This is a genomic window from Chroococcidiopsis sp. SAG 2025, assembly GCF_032860985.1.
Classification (GTDB): domain Bacteria; phylum Cyanobacteriota; class Cyanobacteriia; order Cyanobacteriales; family Chroococcidiopsidaceae; genus Chroococcidiopsis.
In genome coordinates this window covers 6,360,965-6,383,786 of the sequence record NZ_JAOCNC010000001.1, presented here as the reverse complement: position 1 = coordinate 6,383,786, position 22,822 = coordinate 6,360,965, and the positions used below count along the sequence as shown (strand labels likewise).

Here is a 22,822-nt window from a genome sequence, read left to right as displayed (position 1 = left end):
CCCTAAGAAACACATTCTGTAGGGTCAGAAATAGGGATGAGTTCTAAGCCAAAAGCTTGAGCTTTTGCTTCAGGTTTTGAGGGTGCGCTCTCGGTATTGTTGCTCATAGGCATCAAGACCAGGGTCAGTATAGAGATTACCTGTTATCCAAAGACGATAGAAAATACGGGCTAACTTATGTGCAGTGGCAGTAATCGCTTTAGGTGCGCCTAAGCGAGCAGCTAGACGGCGATAAAAGCCACCCAAAGCAGAGTGAGAGCGACAAAGAGATTGTGCGGCGGTGCGTAAAGTGGCGGCAACGCGGTTGACAACTCGACGAGATTTAGAACTTTTAACTTTGCCGCCAGTAATGCGACTACCAGGGCATAAACCGAGCCACGACGTAAAGTGCTTGACAGTGGGAAAGCGTGTCGCGTCTAACCCTAACTCTGAGATCAGGGTAAGTACGCTCACAGCCCCTAAACCATCAATTTGAGTAAAGTCCACACCACTCATGCGATACAGTTCAGAACGCAAGTCAAACTGGGGTGCATTGCCGGGTTGCTTTTTTCCACGACGTTTTGGTTTAGCTAAGGGCGAAGCATTCACATCAACTTTAGATCCAAAAGATGCCAAGCATTGCTCAATTTGGGCATCACAGGCAGAGATCTGTATTTGAAAAAATCGTAAAGTTGTAATTCCTGTTGCAAGATGAATACCATTTCTGGTCGATAGTCCCCAGTTAAGGCAGCAGCAATCTCGGCACAACTGGCTTTGACACGTCCATCCTTGTGTGATGCCAACACATCTGGGTTACGCTCACCTGTAACAATGGCACGAATAATCGCCATGCCAGTAGTGCCGGTGATGTCGCTAATGACCCGATGCAACTGTAGGTTCATCTGAGTCAGGACTTTTGCATCCTCTGTATATGGACACAAGCACTTTTGATTAAGTTATCTCGTTGGCGGATATAACTACGTAAAACACATATTTGCTCTTGCGGACGAAATGACCCTGATAATAAACCGTAGGTATGCAATTGTTGCAACCACTGACAATCTAATACATCTGTTTTGCGCCCAGGGACGGTTTTAACGTAATGGGCATTCACCAACCTCACTTCCAATCCACAACTTTCTAAAACTTGGAATACAGGTATCCAATAAACTTCTGTTGATTCCATTGCTACCGTTTTCACTCCACAAACCTTGAGCCAATCTGCCATCGCGTATAGGTCAGTTGTGAAGCAACCAAAGCTGCGTACACTCTCATTATCCCGTCCTACAGGCACGCTCACCCAATGCCTATCAGCACCAATGTCAATGCCTGCGGCATTCAAATTGATGGCTGAAAAGTTTTTATCTTCTGGCATGGGAGAAGGTTTTTCTTGGCTCATATCACCCTTGTGGTTGTTAAATTTCCAGCCTTGTGTACCCTGCCTGGGGATGGCGAATCAATCTAATCTCCTAAACGGGATAGTAGCCAATGCTACTTCACCAATATTTTTGCCAATATTACCCAGAACCAGGCTCTCAAACGGGCGTAATTTGCACCACTGTTAAGACGGTCTTAACTGTCAGAGTACATATTGAGTATAATATTTATCGCTCATAAACTCTGAATACTTGTGTTTCTTTCATATTTTGCTGGCTGCAAAGCTGCTAGTTGGAGGCTATTAACTAACATTTATGTCTTTAATTATTGCTGGAGAACGCAGTGGGTAGGCAAAACAACCGTGACGCTTGCCCTACTATCTTTTTATGTCGGTGGCAAAAATTATCTGTCCAGTCTTTTAAGGTAGGACCAGATTATATCGACCCGATGTTTCACCAGTACGTGACCGGATCTCCCCTGCCGCAACCTAGACCCCGTACTGACTTCCGAAACTTACGTCCAACAATGTTTTATCCATCATACCCAACAGTCTGAGTATGCAATAGTAGAGGGAGTGATGGGATTATTTGATGGAATTGGCAATGGAGAAGTCAAAAGTCAAAAGTCAAAAGTCAAAAGTCAAAATTACCAATTACCAATTACCAATTACCAACTACCAATTAATTTTTTGCCAGTACCGCTCACATCGCCCGAATACTCGATCTACCTGTAGTACTGGTTATAGATTGCAGTCGCCTGTCTGGTTCGGTTGCCGCGATCGCCCACGGTTATCGTTCCTTCGATCCCCATGTGAAAATAGTTGGATTCGTACTGAATCGAGTTGGAAGCGATCGCCACTTACAATTATTACAAGATGCCCTTGCACCTCTAGACTTACCAATTCTCGGTGTTTTACGCCGCCACGATAATATTACTATTCCCGATCGCCATCTCGGTCTAGTCCCGACTGCCGAACTTCCCCAACTGGATCTCGTTATCGAGCAATTAGCAACCTTAGCCCAAACCTGTTTTGATTGGGATAAATTAATGCCTTTGATACAAGGGAGCAGGGAGCAGAGAGTAGGGAGCAGGGGAGCAGAGGAGCAGAACGCTGCGCGGGGGAGCAGGGGAGCAGAGGGGCAGAGGGGCAACTACCAATTACCAATTACCAATTACCAATTACCAAATCACCAATTCCGAATTGCCATTGCGCGCGATCGCGCTTTTAATTTCTATTACCAAGACAACTTAGACTTATTGCAACAAGTAGGGGCAGAATTAGTATTTTGGAGTCCCTTAACCGATTCTGGCTTACCAGAAAATGTCCACGGCTTATATTTCGGTGGTGGATTTCCCGAAGTTTTCGCCCAACAATTAGCAGCAAATACAGGCGCGATCGCCTCAGTCAAAGCAGCTATATTGACAGGAATGCCTACATATGCTGAGTGTGGGGGATTAATGTATTTATGCGATAAAATTATTGATTTTGATGGTAATTCTTGGACAATGGTAGGGGCTATTCCAACCGCTGCTACAATGGGTTCTCGCCTTACTCTAGGATATCGTCAGGCGATCGCGCTTCAAGATAGTCCCTTATTACAAACAAATGATACAGTCTGGGGACATGAATTTCATCGTTCTGCTTCAGAATTACCAACCCAACCCCTCTTTCAAACCCAAGGATTCAGCACTTCCCCAGTTACCGAAGGCTGGCGACTCCCCAACCTACACGCCTCCTACATCCACCTCCATTTTGGTACGCGCCCCGACATTCCCGCCCGGTTTTTACAACACTGCACTTGCTGGCAAGAGAGTCGAAAGTAGACAATTGAAAATAAGAAAATTGATCCCGATCGACTTTTGCGTCTTTGCGGCTTTGCGTGACATTTAAATTAAAACTTCTCCCTTGTCCTCCTTGTCCCTTTTATGCTCCTCGATCGCCCGACAACACTCATCAACCCTAGCCCGTTGCTGCATCATACCAACCAAAGCCTCATAAGCAGACCAATTTGCCTGTAACAAAGTCTTGGCTTGCAAAACCGCCCAGCGTTGTTTTTGCTCCACAGCCCTAGCCGTATACCCTAAAGGAGTCAAAACCATTCCTAGCTTCTGGCGATCGTCTGCTCCCCCTTCGGTGTTACTGTAAACTAAATCTTCTGCGGCTAAACCTGCCATCCAAACAGTACAATAGCGGTCTAGCATTTGAGCTGTCAGCATACCCCGATCTAACTGCGCTGCTAACTCCCGATCTTCAAAACTGACACCACCTAAACCTGGTTGTTTCTGCTTCAAAGCTTCCCAAGCGCTAAGAGTATAACCAGTAATCGGAATGTTTAATAAATGCGCTACCAAAAAATGCCCCGCTTCGTGGCGGACAATGCGATCGCGGTGTTGGGGTGAAAAACTTGCCATCCAGTCTAAAACCAAGTTACCACCTTTGCCCTGAAAGCTGAAACTATCTAACGTAGCCACTGCTAAAACGCTGAAAGTAGCAAGCGCTGGAATCACTGGTGAAAAATGCAACAAAGGACTTAACAGTGTTGAAAGCGTCATCACGAAGATGGAAATAGCAACTAAGTTTAGGGCAATCTGATTCATGCTTAAGATGAATATAACTACAGCTATTCCCTCATTATCTCGCGAACGGAGATTGAACAATGGATGGTAGCCTGACTGTACGCGCATTAAAGCTTAACGATACCGAATTCGAGCAAGTCGTTCGGGCTAACCCAGAATGGAAATTTGAACAAACAGCAGCAGGAGAATTAGTCATAGTGCCACCCACAGGGGGAACATCGGGAAAGAAAAATTTAAGCCTATCTAGGCAGTTTGGCGATTGGGTTGAAGATAATCTAGACCGAGGTGAAGGATTTGATTCTTCAACTCTGTTTATCTTACCTAATGGCGCTAAACGTTCGCCCGATGCTTCCTGGGTAAGGCGCGAAGTCTGGGATGCACTTACCCAAAAAGAACAGGATGGTTATGTACCCTTGTGTCCTGATTTTGTAGTAGAGTTGCGTTCTCCTACCGATCGCCTTGAACAACTACAAGCCAAGATGCGAGAATATATGGATAATGGGGCGCGTTTGGGTTGGCTGCTTAATCCTCAAGATCGTCAAGTAGAAATATATCGTCAAGGGCAACAAGTAGAAGTTCTACAACATCCTTTTACTTTGTCTGGCGAGGATGTATTGCCAGGTTTTACACTCAATTTACGGCGAATTTTTGCTTAGATGTAAAATATTTAAGATCGAGATTTAGGCGCGATCGCGAACGTATCTTCTTTGATTATTCGTTGAAAGCACTACTTTTTGTGGCATACTGCCAAAGGCTTTAAATATTTTAATAAAGCTTATGGCGAATCTATCTCAAGAAACTATAGATACAGTATTTAACTTACAAAGACAAATGCTGTAACTCATCAATGAAACCACTGCTACCGAAGCAATTTTACTTGAACTGTATGGTGAAATTGAAGAAACAATATCCGATTTAGAGATTCTTCAGAATGTTAAGGAACGAGCGTCAGCTTACTACGTTCGGCTTTATCGGCTACTCTTACAGATTGCTGAATCTCAACCAACAGCTACTTCTGCTACGCTGGAATTATTAGCTCAATCAATTGAACAGATACGAGCTGGTGTTGATGCATCAGCAGCAACCATTCAAGAGGTTAAAAGGCATTGGAATTTAACATGAATCAGCCATTAAAGTTTCCCGATGCGGCAAAAGTCAAGCAAAGAGCTGCTAGGATGCGTGAAATCTGCTTAATATTTGACGCTCAAATTATGTTACTTGACGAGCTAATTGCCCAAGTTGAGGCAGCAAACCGAAATAATCCAATTAATATTCACCGTCGCGAGAAGGGAAAACTTTTGTTAGAGGAGCTTTTACAAAAACAGACAGAAGAAAAGGATAGTAAATAAGAGCGATCGCATTCTTACTTTAATAACTAAAGCGAGATCGCATTTAGGATAGAGTGAGGCATTTCTACTCAACAGATTGATTTAGAATAGCATTAATCTCATTCTGTATTTGCTCAAGTTTTCTACGTTGCTGACAAATAAAATCTTTTTCAGCCTCGCGTTGTTCTAGCATTTTCTGGTAATCTTTTTCTTGTTGAGCTAAGATATTTTCATATAGATTAATTGCTTGTGTAATCACGCCAGCTACTAATTCTAGTCTGTCATCAAAAATCAAATCAATGATTGCAGCAATTTCGTCAAATATTTTTTCTCTAGACTCAAAGAACTGCTTACAACCAAAATCAAAGACTTGTTTCTTAATTTTTAATTCTTGCTGCTCATCAAAACTAACTGATAGTATACCTATTCCAGCTCCTACTGCACAAGCCGCACTAAAAAATAACCAAAAAGGAAAACTGATAGGTAAAACTATGGCTGTTAATGTAGCTCCTACCGCACCTACTCCAATACCTATATTTCCTACAAATAATTTAGCATCTAATTCTAGATTTTCTAATTTTATCTGTTCTTTTATCTCTTTGCTAAATCCCTTTCTATTTTGAGAAGCTAAAGAAATTATATTTTGTTGAATCGGCTCTAAGTATTGAACTATTTCTTGCTCAAAGTCCTCAATCTTTTCTTTCAAAATTATATTTAGGTTTTTAGTTTGCCAAGCTTCTATTTCAAATTCCAAATTCTGAAGAAACTGCTGTCTGTATTCTTTAATCCTCTCTTTTTGATGCAAATTAGAAGAATTCCAACAATTGATGTTTGATTCTAAACGTGCAGTTAACCCCTTAGTCCAATTATTCCAAGATTCAACAATTATCTCAAATACTTCCAATTTTAGTTCAAGCTTACGGGCGATTTATCCAAGCACTGATCTGTATTAAAGACGCACTGCAATTAACCGATGTAAATTTGAGAAATGTGAATATTGTCAGCGCACAAGGAATGTTGCGACAAGCCTTAGCAGATTATAACAATCTATTGCTATGCGAACAGACTTGTCCAGTTGCACAGCTTCGTAGAAAAGAATGTGCTTGGGCGATCGATCAAGCAATTACAACAACATATCAAATTCAGGGTGAATATAAAGTAGTTAGCGATCGCCTTGCCAATTTACAAAATCAAATCCGTCACGATACTGTAAATATAATTGATGCTTGTGAGACTGAGGACGAGCTTGATTTTATCTTCCCTGAAATTCAACGCCTGCACGACCACGATTTAACCGTACTTAATGCTTGGCAACATCATGTAGACTGGAGGCGATCGCTTTCCCCAGAAGAAGAAAAATTATTATTGAATGCGGGTTTTAGCGATTCAGATACATATAATACAGAAACTAATCAAAATATCAGTTATTTTTCCCCTCCTCCAGAACAAAAAATCTACGAGGAACTGAAACAAAAATCTCATCCTCTATCTTTACGCGACCAGTTAAGATTTATGATGCAAACAGAATTGCGTCGAGAAGCAGAAACCTATATTGCTCAACAAGCATCGTTATCTGGTTATCAAGCACTGATCCCAGCCAATTTACAACAAGCCTCTAACATGACTGTTGCTAACTCTATTGGTATTTCCAAGCTAGAGAAGAAGCGGTAGCTACAGCAGAAGCATAACAAACATACCCTGACGGAAATTCTACACGTAAACCGATCGCTATCCTACTAAAATACGATCGCAACTGCATATCTGCAAACTTCTATCTAATGACAGATGGCAAAATGCGATCGCAACTGCATATCTGCAAACTTCTATCTAATGACAGATGGCAAATTACCTAGTCTGCGTTAGAAATACGCTTGTCGTATAAACCAAAGTCACGAAACCATTATCGTTACAATTCTTAGCATACAACTGCCGTAAATCTGCAATCAATCGCTCATATGCTGCACCAGTGCGGGGAATGTACGACGTACTCATTGCCCGACCGACAACCCCATCAAAATCGAGTGGCTGTTGATAGGCAAATCTATACTGCTGGACATCAGCAAACAAGCTACTCCTGAGTAAAGGCTCGATCGCCATCCGGCGCTGTTCGGCGGGGTGATAGCCAGAAGCAACTTTAATCAGATGAGTATACTCTGCTGTAAACTCGTCATGGCGATCGCGTTCGTTCCACACTACAGCCAGTCTTCCTTCTTCTGTCAGAATGCGGCGAAACTCCAGCAGTGTCGGTTCTGGATCGAACCAATGGAAAGACTGAAAGCACGTTACCAAATCTACAGCAGCATCAGCCAAGCCTGTTGTTTCAGCTGTCCCATCTCGAAACTCTACTAAAGCATGGGGTGCAGCTGCTTGTCTCATTGGTACATTAGGTTCGATTGCTATGACTCGTACCCCCTTTTCTGCTAGCAATCGCGCTGCAATTCCGGTTCCCGCACCTATATCGGCGGCGATCGTTTGTGATGGCGATAATCCCTCTAAGACTCGCTCGATCGCAGCTTGTGGATAACTCGGACGATATTTTACATAATCCCCCACGCGATCGGAAAACCGATCGACGGGATTCATCGCGTACAAAGGGGTTGTATCTAAATGAGATGTATTTTGCTCAGACATAAGATGGAATCATAAGGGGCAAGAAGCTATTGACACCTAGCTACTTCATTACCTGTCATGCCAATTGTAGAGCGCAGGCGCAGTGGAATTCACGCTAGGATGACTCAAAATCTTTCACTCAGACTATTTCTATTTACAAATTCGTTTATAGTTTTGTTGTCTCAATATTGCCGATCTTCTTGAAAAGTTAAAAAAGTTTGCTGTGAGGCAGATGATTTTAATCGTCAATCTATAAAACTGAAAAAATAATAGCTTTTTCTTAATGCGATCGATTCCTATGAGCTAATGAACGATTCTGCTTACCTAGTCAATCGTGAGGATTTGTCTATACTTGAAGTAAGCAGTGGTGCAACTCCGATTCTAAATTGGAAATTTAGAGCCTCTCGGTCACGGACATAGAGATTCCACAGGCAATTTCCTCAATCGCATCAACTTCTTTGAATGTTGGGTGAGAAATAGAGTCGCGCATGGCTAGTTCGGTATTTCAACGTTAATGTGCTTTTGGCTAGTGTTAATTAATACATTTTTGGATGTCAAGATTATGTACTGCTAGCTTGTATTACTTAACACCTTCTCAACTCCCAACATGACTCGCTTCTAGCTTGTGTTACTTCATACATCTTTAAATACCAATATTGGACAGTTGTCTCACCCTTTGTACGGATGTCTGCATTATTTTCTTACATTAAGCTGATAATTCGTAAGTAAAAATTGGTAGATAACACTATCGAGAGATGATGGAAGTCAAAAGCATCGCAACAGCTCCCGTTCATTACCTAGTAAATGACCGCTGGGTAAGCGCTCGCAGACGATCGCCAGTTATTTGAAAATATTTGTAAAGATGTATATGAGGCAACATTTTAAATTTTCTCAGTATAGGTATGCTAATAAAGTGCAGAAATAATTACTAAAATATCAATATATTTTCTCTGCAAGCTTAAAAGCCGAAATCAAGAGATCGACTCTATCCTCGAAGTGAGAGCGCCGTGATTTTCTAAACCAAACAATATAGATTGCATATTAATAGTCGATCCGGGAGAGGGTATGCATCTTTACTAAAAGCTAACAGCACCTAAACGTAGCGATCGTTCCGAGCAACTGAAGAGGAATCAAGCGCGCGATCGTAATAGTGCAATGAAATTCATCTTAAAAATACAAAACCTGAAAAAAACTGCAAAAAGCATTTGACAAATACCAATAAATTCTGTTATTTTTTTAGTATTGAAAAGCCAGCGAATATTTAATAAATTTTCTGAGTATTTGTGGCTTGAATTTCCAATCAAAATTAATTAGGAATATGCAATAGGTATCCAGAGCATGTGGCGCTGTAGGTTGTAGGAGAAGACACCGAGGAGTGCACTTTTACAACTTCCATAAAAAGAGTATGCGTACTCTTTAGGTGGACGAATTATTATCGATAAGAAATTATCGATAATTTGCCAGTCTGCCAGGGGTTAAATTATTTTTGAATGAGCATAAACTTGAGGCTGTTAGAAGTGAAAGTTAATCAACTCTAACAGCTTTTTTTATGGATAAATCTCCTTAGCTCTAGGCGATTTACCCATTCATTCTAGTTTTCGTAAATTTGTTGTTCTTAATTGGTAAGAAAACCAAAAAAAGAGTTAAAAAGGAAGTAGTAAATTTTATGAGTCAACCTGTAGTGATGGTTATCGATCCACAACCCGAACTTATAGGAGAGATTAAGAAAGATTTGCAGCGTTCTCATCAAAAGTTGAGAACATTATATGCGAATTCTCCATTGGAAACATTAAAAAAATTGAAAGATTTGCAGTTGTCTAGCGATACGCTAACGCTATTAATCGTAGAACAAAAAACCTTTCAAATAGTCGCTGTCGATCTTCTACAATTAGTCAGAGAAATGTTTCCAATGGTGCAACCCTTGACGCTCAAAGTCCACGATAGCGACGATTTACCCAGTTGCATTCCCATTCCCAAAGCTTTTGTAGTGAGTCCCAATGAGGTAGAGACTGCGCTGCCAGATTTACAGCTAATGGCGCACACAAGTTGATTTGGTAACTTACCTCCGATCGCCATGAGATTTCACGATTGAAATTCGGCAGACTTCGATCGATTTCAGTAAAGTTATATGGGAGCAAGATTCTAGTTAAGCACGAGTTTTGAGTGACAGAAAAGATGTTCTGGCGGATGGTATTTTTGTAGTGATTCAAAGGGATTTCCAATGCCTGGAAAACGTAGCAGCCGCAAACAAATACAGCATTTTTGCTGTCCTTACTGCGATCGCCGTTTATGGCGAGCAGGTAGCACAAAACACTTTTTGTTCTACACAGAAGCAGCTCAAATTCGACAATATGTAAATGTGTCTCACAAAAGTGCCGCTTTGCTTGCTAGTCAAGGTGCTTATGTCGATCGCAACACCTGGATTGAAGAATTTTTTTGCGGCGAACATGGTAAGCTGTGGCTGAAACTCAACCGTAATCCAGCAGGTCAACTAACTTCGCAAATAGCTACAAGTAAAGATTGGCAGCAATCAACTCAAACGATTAATCCAGAAGTGCCAAACCCTTCAGTGAGTGAATTTAGTTATCGCATGAGTCGAGCGCCAAGTAGTAGACTTTCCTATTGCAGGAGATAAATCGCTGCCATCTATCAATGCCTGCCTCCGTTCTGGTTCGACTTCAGGGATGCATCGCGATCGCTACTATAGGCTTGATAGGCGTGGTAAAACCATTCAAAAAATTCATTTAACTCTTGCTGTTGAATTTTAACCTGACCCGCATCTGAGGTCTGTACGAATTCTTCTAGCAGAGCTTTGGTTGCGTGCAAGCAAAGGTGGCTGGCATCCCGTAACTGCCGAAAATCAATCTTCTGCGAGTCCGACGCTGGCAAGCCATGCGGAGCAGAATTGAGATAATTCAGTTGCACGTCCAACAAACTAGCCGGGGTAATTTTTTGTGCTATGCGCTGTGCTGGATTGCTGAGAAAATTCAATCCTAATAATCTAGCGCGCTTAGCAGTTGTATTGGCTGTCTCCATACCCCACGTATCTGCCGCTAAGTTTGTCAGCGTTTGATCGGTTGCTGGCTGTTTTTGTTCGGAAATAAAAGCTTTCAGGCGATCGCGCAACACGAGCAGATCTAAATTCTGGGGGAGGTGCAATAATTGCGTTTCGACTTCTTGCAGCAGCAGGCGAGCCTGGTAGACAGAGGCAGCAATATAATCGGTAAAAGTTTCTCGCTCGGCAGTTTCCAATAAATAAGTCAGCATTACTGCCGTATCCCATAACTCTTCTACCAGAAATTGGCTGCCAGCGTCATCGTAATGAATTTCTAGTAAAACGTAAGAGTTGTAACTGCGAATCAGCTTAGAAAATAAACCGACTACAGCTATAGTGTAAGGTTCGCTTTCTGAATTGACAACTAATGCAATTGCAGACTGAATTTCTTGCAGATAGCTATGTAAAGTGCGAGCGGCATGGAGAAAAGCATGACTGAAGGCAGGCTCGGTCTTATCGAGTACGTGGACGAGTGGTAACGTAATTTTCTTATCTAGCTTATGGGGTAAGTTTTGCTGCATCTATCCTCTGTCCGCAAAATAGCTCTTTACCTTCTAGCGATACGCACTTTCCTATTGATAAATTGACGATTCAAGTCCGTAAATCCTAGACTAAGCGCTGCGTATCTGTCAATCAAAACTTTGAGACTGGCATGGAATTCACTCATTTAAAGGAGAGTTTTCACCTCACCTTCGGTTGAGATGCTGTCCTCCCAGTGCATCGATTGATACTAGATCGAGAATATTTTCTAACCTCATCCCTATAAATCTGAAAGAGTGCTAGCCTCTGATGATAACACGCTCAGTGGTAGCTTATATCCTGCCACTCCTTTGAAAATTTGATTCAAATCGTGCATTAGCGACAATTTTTGCCAAAAACTCGATTCTCAAAAATACTGCTTTATTCAGTATTGTTTGAACGAATCCCAAACAGAAATTACAGTTCATTCAATATTGCTCTTGACCACGTTACAAGATAGCGCTTATATATAAATCTTTCTTCAGTGATAAGCATTTAGTTATAAGTACTATTATGGGTTTACTTCAATATGGCTATATTTTGTTGGTATTACAAATTGCGATTGCTAATAGCAGGCGATCGCATGACAGCGAGTAGTTGATTCTTCAACTTGACATTTAAATGTTTGGATGCAGACTGGCAAGAGTACGACGAACTTTCACAGGGTAAATCTACAATTTTTATCCACCACCTTTTACCCATATGGCAGCTTGTGTCTACAAAAAAGAAACAATGGATTACTTTTAAAGTTTCGGAGTTAGAAATGCAAGCCCTCGAAGCTTATTGTCAACAAACTCAACGCACAAAAACAGATGTTTTGAGAGATTTGATTCGAGGTTTACCAACCTATACTAACTCGCGTTCCGCAACCAGAGGCTTTAATCTCAACCAACCTCCCCACCCTGAAGAAGACCCCAATTTCTAAATTTGAATCTTCCAATTTCTAAAGTTGAATCTTAGGGAAACTATCATCAAGATTTTGCTCGCTTGCCAGGGCAAAATTTCTATTTTTAGGGGATTTTTGTGGTTAACCCTCGTAGTGTCCAGAGTTATTATTGGGTTCAGCAAGGGAATTGAAGCTACCACTTAACTTTGCCGTGACAAATGAAACCTATTTCTATTGAACAGCTCATATTGACTCAAGATCGACAATATACTCGCCAGAAACAATGGATTACCCTCAAAGTTTCTGAACTAGAAATGCAAGCCCTTGAGGCTTACTGCCAGCAGGCTCAAAGAAGTAAAACAAACGTACTACGAGAAACAATTAGGCAATTACCAACCTACAGTAGTTTTTCGACAAATTCATAGCTAATCGCTATCAGTTCTAGTTCAAATTTTAGTCAAGGGTGTGTTGAGACATGTTTGTAACTTGAAAAATATCTGCTGACATTAAAACAGAAGGTATCAGAGTGCAGGTAGGCTTGGGACAAGAGTGTAATTAATCTCACCCGACAAATTTGCTCTTCAACTTTATTAGTTGACCTATTTACTTCTTCGCAAGTTATTAAGTCAAAACTCGGTTGCAACAAGAGAAACTCTTGTCTTAGACAAATAATTGTCAGCTATTGTCAAGCATTGATACTTTTGTTACTTCCACTACCAAACTAGAACGAGATTCAAGTATGAAACAGATATTCAGTATTGCCCGCAAGCACTGGTTGCCACTGCTTGGATTTAACAGTGCCGTGCTTGCTGCCACAATTTATGCAGCGTTCTACGCCAGCACGAGCATTCCTCCAGTCTGGACAGCTAATGCCAAGTTAAATCTTCCCCAAACAGGCGGTTTAAGTGCGAATCTCGGTCCTTTAGGTAGCACTCAAACCACGGCGCTCAACTTTAAAGATGTCAGCCCTCTAGACGTGCAGTTAGCTATTTTAACTAGCGATGCCGTGATGAAGCGCGTGCAGGCAGTTGACCCCGAAAAAAGCTTGTACTCGAAGGTTAGTAGCTTCAGCCAGTTATTTGTCGTCACCCCACAGCCAGCAACAACGCTGATAGAAGTGGAAGCTCAGGGTAGTCGCCCCGATATAGCTTACAAGCGATTGTTTACCTTTCTTGAGGTCTATCAAGAACGCTTGAACGAACTGCGTCGCAAAGATGCAGAAGTCCGCGTGCAGTATACCCAAGAAGAGCTGGAACAAGCTCGTCTCAATCTCAACCAAGCGCAAGCGAATTTATCGAATTTTCAGCGCTCCACCGGACTAGTTGACAGCCCGGAACAAACTAAGGGATTGATTTCAGCAATTAATAACTTGAAAACGACCCAGGCAACCCTGATTGCCCAGGGACAAGCCAATGCCACGCAAGCTCAAGCTGCGGCAGTCAGTCTCGGGATTACGCCCCAACAAGCAATGAATTCTCTGCGTTTGGGCGAGAACAAAGAGTATCAAGCCACCCGCACTCAACTCTCGCAATTAGAGTCAACTATGGCAGTAACCCGCAGTAAGTATAGAGATGATAGCCCGCAGGTGCAATCTTTATTACAGCAGCGCCAACAGTTACTCCGCCAGCTCAATCAGCAAATTGCCGTGGCAATTCCTGGTGCTAACGCCGCGCAAATAGATACAACTCTAGGTAATGGACCTAACGATAGTCGCCTAGAACTGATGGTAGAGTTGATCCGAAATCAGACCTTAGCTCAAGGGGCGCAGCAACAGGCGAAGCAAATCCAAAAGCAAGTTGACAAACTCAATACCGAACTCAACTTCATCACGAAAAATCAAGCACAGTTGTTAGACCTCCAGCGCAAGTACGAGATTGCCGAAGGCGTATACAAAGGCGTTATTGCTCAAAGCGAGCAGTCAAAGACCAATCCTTTTAACGCCTATCCAAACGTGCAGACGCTAAACGAACCAACCATCGACCCCAGACCATCCATACCTAACTTACGGCTGATCGTCACTGGTGGTATGCTCGCTGCCATTTTCGGCAGTATGGCGCTAATTTTCTTCCTAGAAAATCGCAACCCATTGCTCAAACCAAAAGACTTACAGCAAGTGGAACTCCCAGTTTTGGGCAGCATTCCCCATCTCAAACAACCCAGCATGGAACGAAATTTAGCAGCCGAAATCGATATCGAGTTTCAGCGCTTGGCTTCATCTATCTTGATGCTAGAACACCCTTGTTTGATGGTGACTAGCGCCACTGCTGGAGAAGGTAAGACCACAGTTACTCTAGGGCTAGCTCTAGCCTTACTCAACTTCGGCTTTCGGGTGCTGGTGATCGATGGCGATCTGCGCAAAGCAGAAATGAGTCGGCGCTTAGGGAAAAATCGGATCAAGGTAGCAGCAAATGCCAGTCCTCCAACGCCAGTTTCCGTTTCCCCAGGTTTTGACTTACTACCAGCGTTGTCTATCCCCAAACAGAAAATTCCTGAATTCTTTGCCCGTGGTAGTTTTGAGCGCAATATTAAAGCCATGCGCGATTCCGGTGGCTACGATTACGTATTAATAGACAGCCCTCCAGTCGGGCTAGCCAGCGAGACAAATTTAATGAGCGCAGTGGTATGCAACGTCTTGTTTGTTTTGCGGTCTGGCACGAGCGATCGCTATCCCGTGATGAATAGCTTGGAACAACTGACGCGGTATAACGCGCGGATTATGGGTCTGGTAGTCAACGGATCGGACTCCCAAACCGCAGTTTACCGCTACGGGTACGGACGGCAACGAGAATTACTAGAACACGAAGCGTAGGCGTTCGGAGATCATGACTCAGCTGTACAGACCTAAATCCACGATCGCGACAACGGCATCAGCATCAGATCGCCAGCTGTTTTTCTGGGGCTGGATGCGCTGGGAAGCTTTAACAGCAGGAGAACGTTTTGTCTGTGCCTTTATCATTCTCATACCAGTGCTGTGGGTAGTAGGCATTTACAAGTACATGACATCTCTCCTGATCGTATGCATTGCTGTTTATGAATGGTGGAAGCATGGAGAAATACGTCTCAAGCCCCCGATTACGGCAGTCGTTGCCGTGTTTGCCTTCTGCATCTATCGAATAGCCCAAATGCTGATCAATTATGATGCTCCCAACAAAGGCAGCATATCTGGTCTCCTTATTACATGGTTTAGCTACGCATTGCTGCTGTGGTACATTCAAAGCAATAACGTGAGATTGCGCTTAGAGGCGATCGCCTGGGCTTGTACGGTCAGCATAGTGCAAATGCTCGGGTTTTGGTTGTTGCTCCAATACGTCTTGCCAATCAGCCTTTTCCAGCCTCCTACCATACCTAACTTGTTTGGATTGGTCACAGGTAAAGCAGCAGGAGAAAACCTCTTAGCTCCCTATCAGGGCGATATATCGGGGTACTACCGTCCAAGCTTATTTTTTGTTTCCGCCCAACTTTTTGCTTTGATTGTAGGATGTATTGGCTTAATTGCCTTGGAAATCAAAAATCGGATTTGGTCGCTGCTGTTACTTTTAGGCAGTGTTTTCCTCATCGTTATCAGTCTGAGTCGGGGTATATGGATAGCTTTTCCGATCGCTGTTTGGTTTCGCTACCTCTTTAGCGCCTACAGTCAACCTCGGAATCGTCTCATCTTGTTTGCGGTGATGGCTGTAGCCAGTTTCACCGTATTATCAATTGCGCCATTCACGCACTTTCTAGTCAGTAGCTATACAGACATTACAGCCCACGTTTCCCAATTTCGGGCAGCATCCACTGAATGGCGTGCCGAGATTTACAGACAGACTTGGGAGGCATTTCTAGAAGAGCCAATCTGGGGTCAAATCGGCAAGGGACAACCCGTCAGTATGGCTGGCGGCGAGGCAAACGTCGTCGGCTCCCACAGCGTCATTTTAGGCAACCTGTTGTATGGCAACGGCTTAGTCGGTACGGGAATTTTTGCAGTTTTCTGGATCTCGCTATTTGCGTGGTTGTACAAGACTCGCTCGGGAAGACCTCTAACAGTTTTTTGCGTGATGATCATGTTCACCCTTGCCTCTGCTACGTTGGGAGCAATGTGGTTTTCGCCTTTTCCAGCGTTGACTCTTTTGCTATGCATTGCCATCCGGCAACCTAAACTCAAACCTGCTGGAGAGGTGCGATCGTGGCTAAGCTCTTAGTTCTACCAGGATGTCAAAATACCTTAGGGGGTACGACAGTTTCCCTATCTTTGATGCTCAAGGGATTTGAACAATGTGGCATCTCCGAGCAGTTATGCGTCCTAGTCAAATCTAACTCTTTGATGGAGCGGTATTTGCGGCAAGTCGGTCAAACATCTTATCTGCAAATCATCCAGGAACGGGAGTTTATGAAGCACGCACTCCGTTGGGTGAGGGAGCAACCCAAAGATTATCCCCTGTTACTGGAAAACTGTGTCGTGCGGAAGATTTTGCCGAGTCTGATCCTGGCTGCACCTGCATTGCGTTTGAGCGGTCGTCCGGTTTACCATGTCTTCCGCGACCAAACCCGATCGCCCAATCCGTTGGGTAACTTGGCTAGAAAGATAGCTTTTGTCTGTCTCTCCCCCCGCGCCATCTGCAATTCACGCTTCACGGCCGCGCACGTTCAGAGTTTAGTGTCCGAGATTCAAGAAATCCTGTATCCGCCAATCGATCCACAGCGGTTTAACGACAGCCCCGCGACTGGCTCGCCGCCAGCAAATTTACAGCCCATCCTCAATTCGGGAGCGCGGCTGATGCTGACACCTTCGCGGATTACCGCACCCGAGCAGGTGAACGACAAAAATCTGCGATCGCTGCCGTTGGTCTTGGCTCAGCTCAAAACTCTCGGTCACAACTACCACGGAGTCGTGATTGGTGAGGATGCTTCCCCAGGTCAGTCGCTGACCCGCGCTCTGCTCGATCGCGCCGAAAGCTTGGGAGTGGCAGACCGCTTCACGGTTTTACCAGCCACATTTGCGATCGAGGACTACTACAAGTATGCCGATGTCGTCGTCACGCTTGCGCCGCGAGAGCCTTTTGGTCGCACGGTGGTAGAGGCGATTGCCTGTGGCGTACCAGTCGTCGGTAGCAACACTGGTGGCATTGGTGAAATTTTACAGAACTTCGCGCCCGAATGGGCTGTCGATCCCAACGATCCTGTCGCTGCGGCTGAGGCGATCGTGCGCCTGACTGCCGACCTCAATACTCCAACTACGCTCGTTCAGGGCAGGCGTTGGGTGGAAACTTATTGTAGTGCGGTGGGATACGCCCGCGCGATCGCCAGAATTACGGGATTATTCCCCTTAGATGCAAGCGATCGCTTGCGATCCAGCGATGAAAATTCTTTTTTAGCCCCAACCTCTGGGATATGATAACTCATCTGCAACGGCACGAGCGTTCTAGCCAGCTGGAAACATCTCCGCTCGTCAGTGTCATCATTAATAACTACAACTACGGACGTTTTGTTGCTAAAGCAATTGACAGCGTTTTAGAGCAAACATACAAAAATGTTGAATTAATCGTCGTTGATGATGGTTCTACGGATAATTCGCGGCAAGTTATTGAGTCCTATGGCGATCGCCTCATAGCGATTTTTCAGGAAAATTCCGGGCAAGGAACGGCATTGAATGCCGGAATTACCCGAGCTAAAGGCGAAATTATTTGTTTTCTAGATGCCGATGACTTCTTTCACTCCGAAAAGATCGCCAGAGTCGTCGCCACGTTTGTAGAGCATCCTGAATGGGTGCAGCTCGGTCACTGCTGGACTTCTGTAGATGCTGAGGGAATCCCGATTGGCAGCAGCACTTCTAGTATTCTCAACCAAGGAGATGTCCGCAATTTGTTATTGCAATGGGGAAGATACGCCACAGCAATTACTTCCGCACTAGCTTACCGTCGTGCAGTTCTCCAGCAAGTCCTACCGATTCCGACACAACGAACTGAAGCAGCGGATACTTATTTGACGGCAACCGTACCCTTTTATGGCGAAGTGGGTAGTATTAACGAACCACTCATGTTCTATCGCATCCACGGTAAAAATCGACAAGCCCACAGCGGTAACTGGTCGCGGATGCTGCATCAGCGCGAGTTAACTGCTGCTTACGTCGATCGCGCAGCTGCTACAGTCGGACTCGTCGAGCGCTCTAATCTCCAGCAGGATGTAGACTATCGCAGTTTCAAAGCTATCGAGCGAGGTAAAGGCAGTTGGATCGGAGCATTGCAAGTTGCGTGGTTGTCCTGGCAAGAAAGTCAGGCAATCGGGCGGAGTATGAAGGATACCCTCGTCAGGTTGGTGTTTCGTAGCACCTGCACTCTCTTGCCGCAGCAGGGTATCTTGCTGCTGCGATATGGGTTGCGCGGTTACGTGCGTTGGAAATTCTTGGGTCAAGCACCAAAAACATAAAGCAAACCCCAATGACTACACAAAGTCTTGCTCTAGATGCTGCGTCAGCCAGTCAAGCACCAGATATTTTGATTGTCTCTCGCGTTTTTCCCCCCGATCCAGGCGGAATTCAAGATTACACCTACAATCGTTGTTTGCAAGACCCCGATCGCGCGATCGTTTTAACCGCCGCTCACCCAGGAGACAAGGATTTCGATCGCCTGCAACCATTTCCAGTCCATCGTTGGCTAGTCCCTGGATTTCTCCACACTTTTTTCGATCGCGCTGGTTGGTTGGGTGGTGTCCTCAAGCAGCTGCTCTACGCGATCGAATCGTTTATTGTTGCCCTCTTACTCTATCGTCGCTATCGCTATCGATATATCGAGTGGTTTCACGGCTTCGATTTTCCCGTATTGTTACTGCTGAGTTATTTGCTACCAATCCGGTTTTTTCTCTATTTACATGGAAACGATCTGCTCTGTCCTTTAAGCAATCCCATTTTTCAGGCTTTATTTCAGCACACGCTCCAGCGAGCGCAGGGTATTGTTTGCAATAGTCGTTTTACCCAGGACTACTTAAAAGAGCGCTGTCAGTTTAATACGCCTACATATATTATCAATCCCGCGATCGGAGTTGAGAAGTTTGGTAATCTCGACCGCGTTCCCAGCCTTCGCGCCGAGTTGCGCGCTCAGCACGGCATTCCTGAAACAGCAGTAGTCCTTCTTTCCGTGGGGCGGCTGGTTCGTCGTAAGGGATTCGATCGCGCGATCGAGAATTTGCCTGCACTGGTGGCTGAAGGCATCGATGTCTATTATTTCATCTGCGGTCGAGGTCCAATGGAGTCCGAGCTAAAGTCCCTCGCAACTCGATTGGGTGTGGATCGCCGCGTGTTCTTTACGGGATACGTTCCTGACGATCGATTGGCTAGCTACTATGCAGCTTGCGATTTGTTTGTCATGCCGACCTTTTTTGATGCCGCAGCCAAAAGTATCGAAGGCTTTGGGATTGTTTACCTCGAAGCTGGATACTTTGGTAAACCCGCGATCGCGGCACGGCTGGGTGGAGTAACAGATGCAGTTCGCCACGAAGAAAATGGTTTGCTCGTAGACCCCAATTCTCCTTCAGAACTTGCCAATGCTCTACTGCGCTTGTGTCAAGACCGACAGTTACGCGAACGGCTTGGTAGCAGGGGCAAGGAATTAGCAGAACGCAAACCTCTGCACCGATTGGTTTACCTACAGGAGATCCGCACCTGAAGCTAGAGATCTCGATCCCCCCTGGTTCCCCCCTTAGTAAAGGGGGAACAAAGCCCCCTTGTTAAGGGGGTTGGCGGATCTCTTCTGCCTAACTTCTAACATCAACCAATCAACTTACGATCGAAATTTTCCACTCACCACTAGCCACCAGCCACTAGCCACTAGCCACTCACCTCTCCTCCTCACACACCGGAGTTCAACGCAATGAAATTATTATTGGTCTGCAATCCAGGGGGTCATTTCTCTACCATGATGGGTTTGAAAAGCTTTTGGTCTACCTACCAAAGAGAGTGGGTGACTTATCGGCATTATGACACGCAAAAATTGAGCGAAAAAGAACAGGTTTATTGGGTAGCAATGCAGGAAGCTCGGATGTTAGTTAAGGCATTTATCAACTTCTTTAAAGCCTTAGTTATTCTGCGTCAAAGCAAACCTGATTTAGTCCTCTCTACGGGAGCTAGCATAGCCGTACCATTTATCATAGCTAGCAAATTGTATGGCATTAAAACAGTTTTTATTGAAAGTATCTCGCGCTCGGGTAATTTAAGCCTCACCGGAAGAATTGTTTATCACTTAGTAGATGAATTTTACGTCCAATGGCCCGAGTGTGTAGAACGCTATCCCAAGGCTCAATACAAAGGTGTAGTTGTGTAATTTTCTCCAAGCTTACGAAGGTTGATTTCAATGATTGTTTACACGCTTGGAACTATCTTTTTCCCTTTCGATCGCGCTGTTGATTGGTTGCAAATACTACTCGAACAAGAAATCATTGTCGAACCAGTATTACTTCAGTATGGTGCGACATCGACTCGGTTGAACCATCCCCTGTTAACTAGCGTGCCTTCACTCAGTCGCCATGAAATGTATGCAGCGGCACAGCAGGCTTCATTAGTGATTTCACATGCAGGGCAAGGTTCTACACGAATGCTAGCAGAAATGGGTGCTTGTTTTGTCCTACTGCCAAGACTGAAACGTTATGGAGAACACGTAGACGACCATCAACTCTTATTCGCTCGTGCTGTAGAGAAATATGGCATACAACACTGTATCGAACTTCAGCAGTTACTTGAATATGTAAAGGAGCGTCCTTCTCCCTTTCAAGGAAAATTATTTAACGCTCCTTCACTAGTGATGCATCTAATTGAACGATATAGAAGTTTGGAACTTCAAAAATAAATTAAATCAGGGAGTTTATGCACTAGAGGTCAGTCAATGCTGAACTTGCATACAATTACGGATGTCAATAATTCTGATTCCCTTTCGAATCGAATGAGGTCAAAGCGCTTTGAGTTTTTTCAGCAGTTAGTAGCACCTTTACCGCGACCGCTATCGATTATCGATATTGGTGGCACTTCAAAGTTTTGGGAGCAATGTGGTTGGGCAGGTGTAGACAATTTTCAGATTACAATTGTTAATCTAAAAATGAGTGAGTGTGAACATTCAAACATCAAAGTAAAGATTGGTGATGCAACAAATCTAGTTGATTACTCAGATCGAAGCTTTGATATTGCTTTTAGTAATTCAGCAATCGAACACTTGTTTACATTTGAAAATCAGGCAGCTATGGCTAGAGAAGTTAAGCGAGTGGGGCGCACCTATTGGGTGCAAACTCCTAATTATTGGTTTCCAATCGAACCCCACTTTCAGTTTATAGGATGGCAGTGGCTACCTACTACGGTAAGGGTTGAAATTCTTCGACGCTATGCCTGTGGGCGGCGTGGTCCATACCCAGATCTGGAGCAGGCAAGAAAAAACGTCCGCGAAATCAGACTGATGACTCGCCAAGAGCTTTGTCAACTGTTTCCCAACGCCAATATTTGGGAAGAACGTTTCTGTGGACTTGTGAAGTCTTGCATTGTATATAGCGGGTTCCCAGTTCAGGCAGCTTGAGTAAAATAAAGCCAGAAGTTTTCTGCACTGAATGTCTATAATTCAGTGCAGGCTCGTTTTAGCAGCTATTTAACCCTTGAGGGTATTGAAAGTCGAGCGCTCAACAGAGCTGACTACTAAGGAGCAACCTGTCCAAAACTGGAATTGGCATCACCCAAGCGATATTCGTCAGTGTAGACAACCCGAGGAGCAGGTCCTTTAAAGTTGGGATCGCCCTTATACAATCCCATCTTGAAGTAGGGTCCCGTGCCTTCATCGTTCCAAAAAGTAGCTCCTTTGTGGTCTATTTTTTGAACGTATGGCCATCACCTACCTTAACCCAAACTTTGAGAAATCCATCGTTGTTGCCCGTCCATTTGACATGCATGACAAAATCAGTCCATTTTCCTTTGATCTCAGAAATCTTCGCTAGGGCGTGTTTGGTACATAGGACATCTACGTTATCACCCTTACGTTGGAGATTAAACATCAAGCCTTTATTGGCTTGGCGAGAAATTGTAGACCCAGCAGCACCACACCCACTCTTAGGAAATCTACCGTTATGGCTCGGATAAGCAGGAAATTGATTGACGATATCAAATCCTGGGTCACTATCTTGCCAGTCTGTAGGAACGAATAAAGACCATCCATACCAGTAGGTTTCGCCAATTTTGGTTTTCTTCTTTTCCAGTTCGGCACGCTCACCACAACGATTGATCCAATGTTTAAAAGCTGTCTGACCAGCTCTTTTAATATTGTAGGAAGGCTCGATTCCTGAACAACCTTTATTTCTAGCTTGGGTAATTTCAGTTGATGACTCAATGATTCCGGCATGAGATTGATGTATTCCTACTGAAGCAAACAAAGCCGTACCCAAGAATATCGTGCCTAAAGCCGAGCGTAGCGATCGCTGTTTCCGTTTGGCGGATTTATTGCAATTTTCAACGGTCATATTTAAGTTCTCCGTAGATGCAGAATTTTT

20 protein-coding genes and 2 pseudogenes are annotated in these 22,822 nt (G+C 44.2%); 16 read left to right on the top strand and 6 right to left on the bottom strand.

Annotation, left to right across the window (positions count from 1 at the left end):
- Positions 1–2: 2 nt before the first annotated feature.
- Positions 3–1,354, bottom strand: a pseudogene (locus N4J56_RS31130) (IS110 family transposase).
- A 316-nt stretch (positions 1,355–1,670) separates the two neighbouring features.
- Between N4J56_RS31130 and N4J56_RS31120 the strand changes: the two are divergent.
- Positions 1,671–3,180: pseudogene (locus N4J56_RS31120) on the top strand (cobyrinate a,c-diamide synthase).
- Between the two features lie 63 nt (positions 3,181–3,243).
- On the opposite strand, the gene N4J56_RS31115 reads toward N4J56_RS31120, so the two are convergent.
- A complete protein-coding gene (locus N4J56_RS31115) occupies positions 3,244–3,954 on the bottom strand; it encodes an ATP-dependent Zn protease (protein ID WP_317110190.1) in 711 nt (236 codons plus the stop codon).
- Between the two features lie 59 nt (positions 3,955–4,013).
- On the opposite strand from N4J56_RS31115, the gene N4J56_RS31110 reads away from it, so the two are divergent.
- Together N4J56_RS31110 and N4J56_RS31105 are read left to right on the top strand one after the other, a co-directional pair.
- Positions 4,014–4,589 (top strand): Uma2 family endonuclease, encoded by a 576-nt coding sequence (locus tag N4J56_RS31110; RefSeq protein ID WP_317110189.1) that lies wholly within the window; start codon positions 4,014–4,016, stop codon positions 4,587–4,589.
- A gap of 462 nt (positions 4,590–5,051) precedes the next feature.
- A complete protein-coding gene (locus N4J56_RS31105) occupies positions 5,052–5,282 on the top strand; it encodes a hypothetical protein (RefSeq protein ID WP_317110187.1) in 231 nt (76 codons plus the stop codon).
- Between the two features lie 64 nt (positions 5,283–5,346).
- On the opposite strand, the gene N4J56_RS31100 is transcribed toward N4J56_RS31105, so the two are convergent.
- A complete protein-coding gene (locus N4J56_RS31100; protein ID WP_317110186.1) occupies positions 5,347–6,165 on the bottom strand; it encodes a hypothetical protein in 819 nt (272 codons plus the stop codon).
- Between the two features lie 86 nt (positions 6,166–6,251).
- Between N4J56_RS31100 and N4J56_RS31095 the strand changes: the two genes are divergently transcribed.
- Entirely contained in the window at positions 6,252–6,932 is a 681-nt protein-coding gene (locus N4J56_RS31095) for a hypothetical protein (protein WP_317110185.1), read from the top strand.
- Positions 6,933–7,106: 174 nt separating this feature from the next.
- On the opposite strand, the gene N4J56_RS31090 is transcribed toward N4J56_RS31095, so the two are convergent.
- On the bottom strand, positions 7,107–7,892 hold the full coding sequence (locus N4J56_RS31090) for a class I SAM-dependent methyltransferase (protein WP_317110183.1): 786 nt from the start codon (positions 7,890–7,892) through the stop codon (positions 7,107–7,109).
- A gap of 1,645 nt (positions 7,893–9,537) precedes the next feature.
- On the opposite strand from N4J56_RS31090, the gene N4J56_RS31085 reads away from it, so the two are divergent.
- Both N4J56_RS31085 and N4J56_RS31080 read left to right on the top strand, forming a co-directional pair.
- The gene (locus N4J56_RS31085; protein ID WP_317110181.1) at positions 9,538–9,921 is read left to right on the top strand and encodes a hypothetical protein; all 384 of its coding nucleotides are present in this window, start codon (positions 9,538–9,540) and stop codon (positions 9,919–9,921) included.
- A 171-nt stretch (positions 9,922–10,092) separates the two neighbouring features.
- The gene (locus N4J56_RS31080; RefSeq protein WP_317110179.1) at positions 10,093–10,506 is read left to right on the top strand and encodes a hypothetical protein; all 414 of its coding nucleotides are present in this window, start codon (positions 10,093–10,095) and stop codon (positions 10,504–10,506) included.
- Between the two features lie 14 nt (positions 10,507–10,520).
- Here the strand turns inward: N4J56_RS31080 and N4J56_RS31075 are convergent, their stop codons facing one another.
- Positions 10,521–11,447: a hypothetical protein gene (locus N4J56_RS31075; protein ID WP_317110178.1), complete on the bottom strand. Its 927-nt coding sequence runs from the start codon at positions 11,445–11,447 to the stop codon at positions 10,521–10,523.
- A 608-nt stretch (positions 11,448–12,055) separates the two neighbouring features.
- Here N4J56_RS31075 and N4J56_RS31070 point away from each other — a divergent pair.
- The 10 genes from N4J56_RS31070 (at position 12,056) to N4J56_RS31025 (ending at position 21,861) form a co-directional block, all read left to right on the top strand.
- Positions 12,056–12,370 carry a hypothetical protein gene (locus N4J56_RS31070; RefSeq protein ID WP_317110176.1) on the top strand — a complete coding sequence of 105 codons (315 nt, stop codon included), beginning with the start codon at positions 12,056–12,058 and terminating at the stop codon, positions 12,368–12,370.
- A gap of 179 nt (positions 12,371–12,549) precedes the next feature.
- Complete coding sequence (locus N4J56_RS31065; RefSeq protein ID WP_317110174.1) at positions 12,550–12,756, top strand: hypothetical protein; 207 nt, start codon at positions 12,550–12,552, stop codon at positions 12,754–12,756.
- A 314-nt stretch (positions 12,757–13,070) separates the two neighbouring features.
- Positions 13,071–15,140, top strand: coding sequence for a GumC family protein (locus tag N4J56_RS31060; RefSeq protein WP_317110172.1), 2,070 nt, complete (start codon positions 13,071–13,073; stop codon positions 15,138–15,140).
- A gap of 13 nt (positions 15,141–15,153) precedes the next feature.
- Complete coding sequence (locus N4J56_RS31055) at positions 15,154–16,512, top strand: O-antigen ligase family protein (protein ID WP_317110170.1); 1,359 nt, start codon at positions 15,154–15,156, stop codon at positions 16,510–16,512.
- Entirely contained in the window at positions 16,497–17,705 is a 1,209-nt protein-coding gene (locus N4J56_RS31050) for a glycosyltransferase family 4 protein (protein ID WP_317110168.1), read from the top strand. The genes N4J56_RS31055 and N4J56_RS31050 overlap by 16 nt, the downstream gene beginning before the upstream one ends.
- Positions 17,702–18,736 (top strand): glycosyltransferase family 2 protein, encoded by a 1,035-nt coding sequence (locus tag N4J56_RS31045; protein ID WP_317110167.1) that lies wholly within the window; start codon positions 17,702–17,704, stop codon positions 18,734–18,736. Before N4J56_RS31050 ends, N4J56_RS31045 begins: the two co-directional genes overlap by 4 nt.
- Positions 18,737–18,747: 11 nt before the next feature.
- Positions 18,748–19,971, top strand: a complete 1,224-nt coding sequence (locus N4J56_RS31040; protein WP_317110166.1) for a glycosyltransferase family 4 protein — start codon at positions 18,748–18,750, stop codon at positions 19,969–19,971.
- A gap of 204 nt (positions 19,972–20,175) precedes the next feature.
- The gene (gene pssD / locus N4J56_RS31035) at positions 20,176–20,625 is read left to right on the top strand and encodes a PssD/Cps14F family polysaccharide biosynthesis glycosyltransferase (protein ID WP_317110165.1); all 450 of its coding nucleotides are present in this window, start codon (positions 20,176–20,178) and stop codon (positions 20,623–20,625) included.
- A 30-nt stretch (positions 20,626–20,655) separates the two neighbouring features.
- Positions 20,656–21,147: a glycosyltransferase gene (locus N4J56_RS31030; RefSeq protein WP_317110164.1), complete on the top strand. Its 492-nt coding sequence runs from the start codon at positions 20,656–20,658 to the stop codon at positions 21,145–21,147.
- Positions 21,148–21,240: 93 nt separating this feature from the next.
- The gene (locus N4J56_RS31025) at positions 21,241–21,861 is read left to right on the top strand and encodes a class I SAM-dependent methyltransferase (protein ID WP_317110162.1); all 621 of its coding nucleotides are present in this window, start codon (positions 21,241–21,243) and stop codon (positions 21,859–21,861) included.
- A 283-nt stretch (positions 21,862–22,144) separates the two neighbouring features.
- On the opposite strand, the gene N4J56_RS31020 is transcribed toward N4J56_RS31025, so the two are convergent.
- Complete coding sequence (locus N4J56_RS31020) at positions 22,145–22,792, bottom strand: heparin lyase I family protein (RefSeq protein ID WP_317110160.1); 648 nt, start codon at positions 22,790–22,792, stop codon at positions 22,145–22,147.
- Positions 22,793–22,822: the final 30 nt, after the last annotated feature.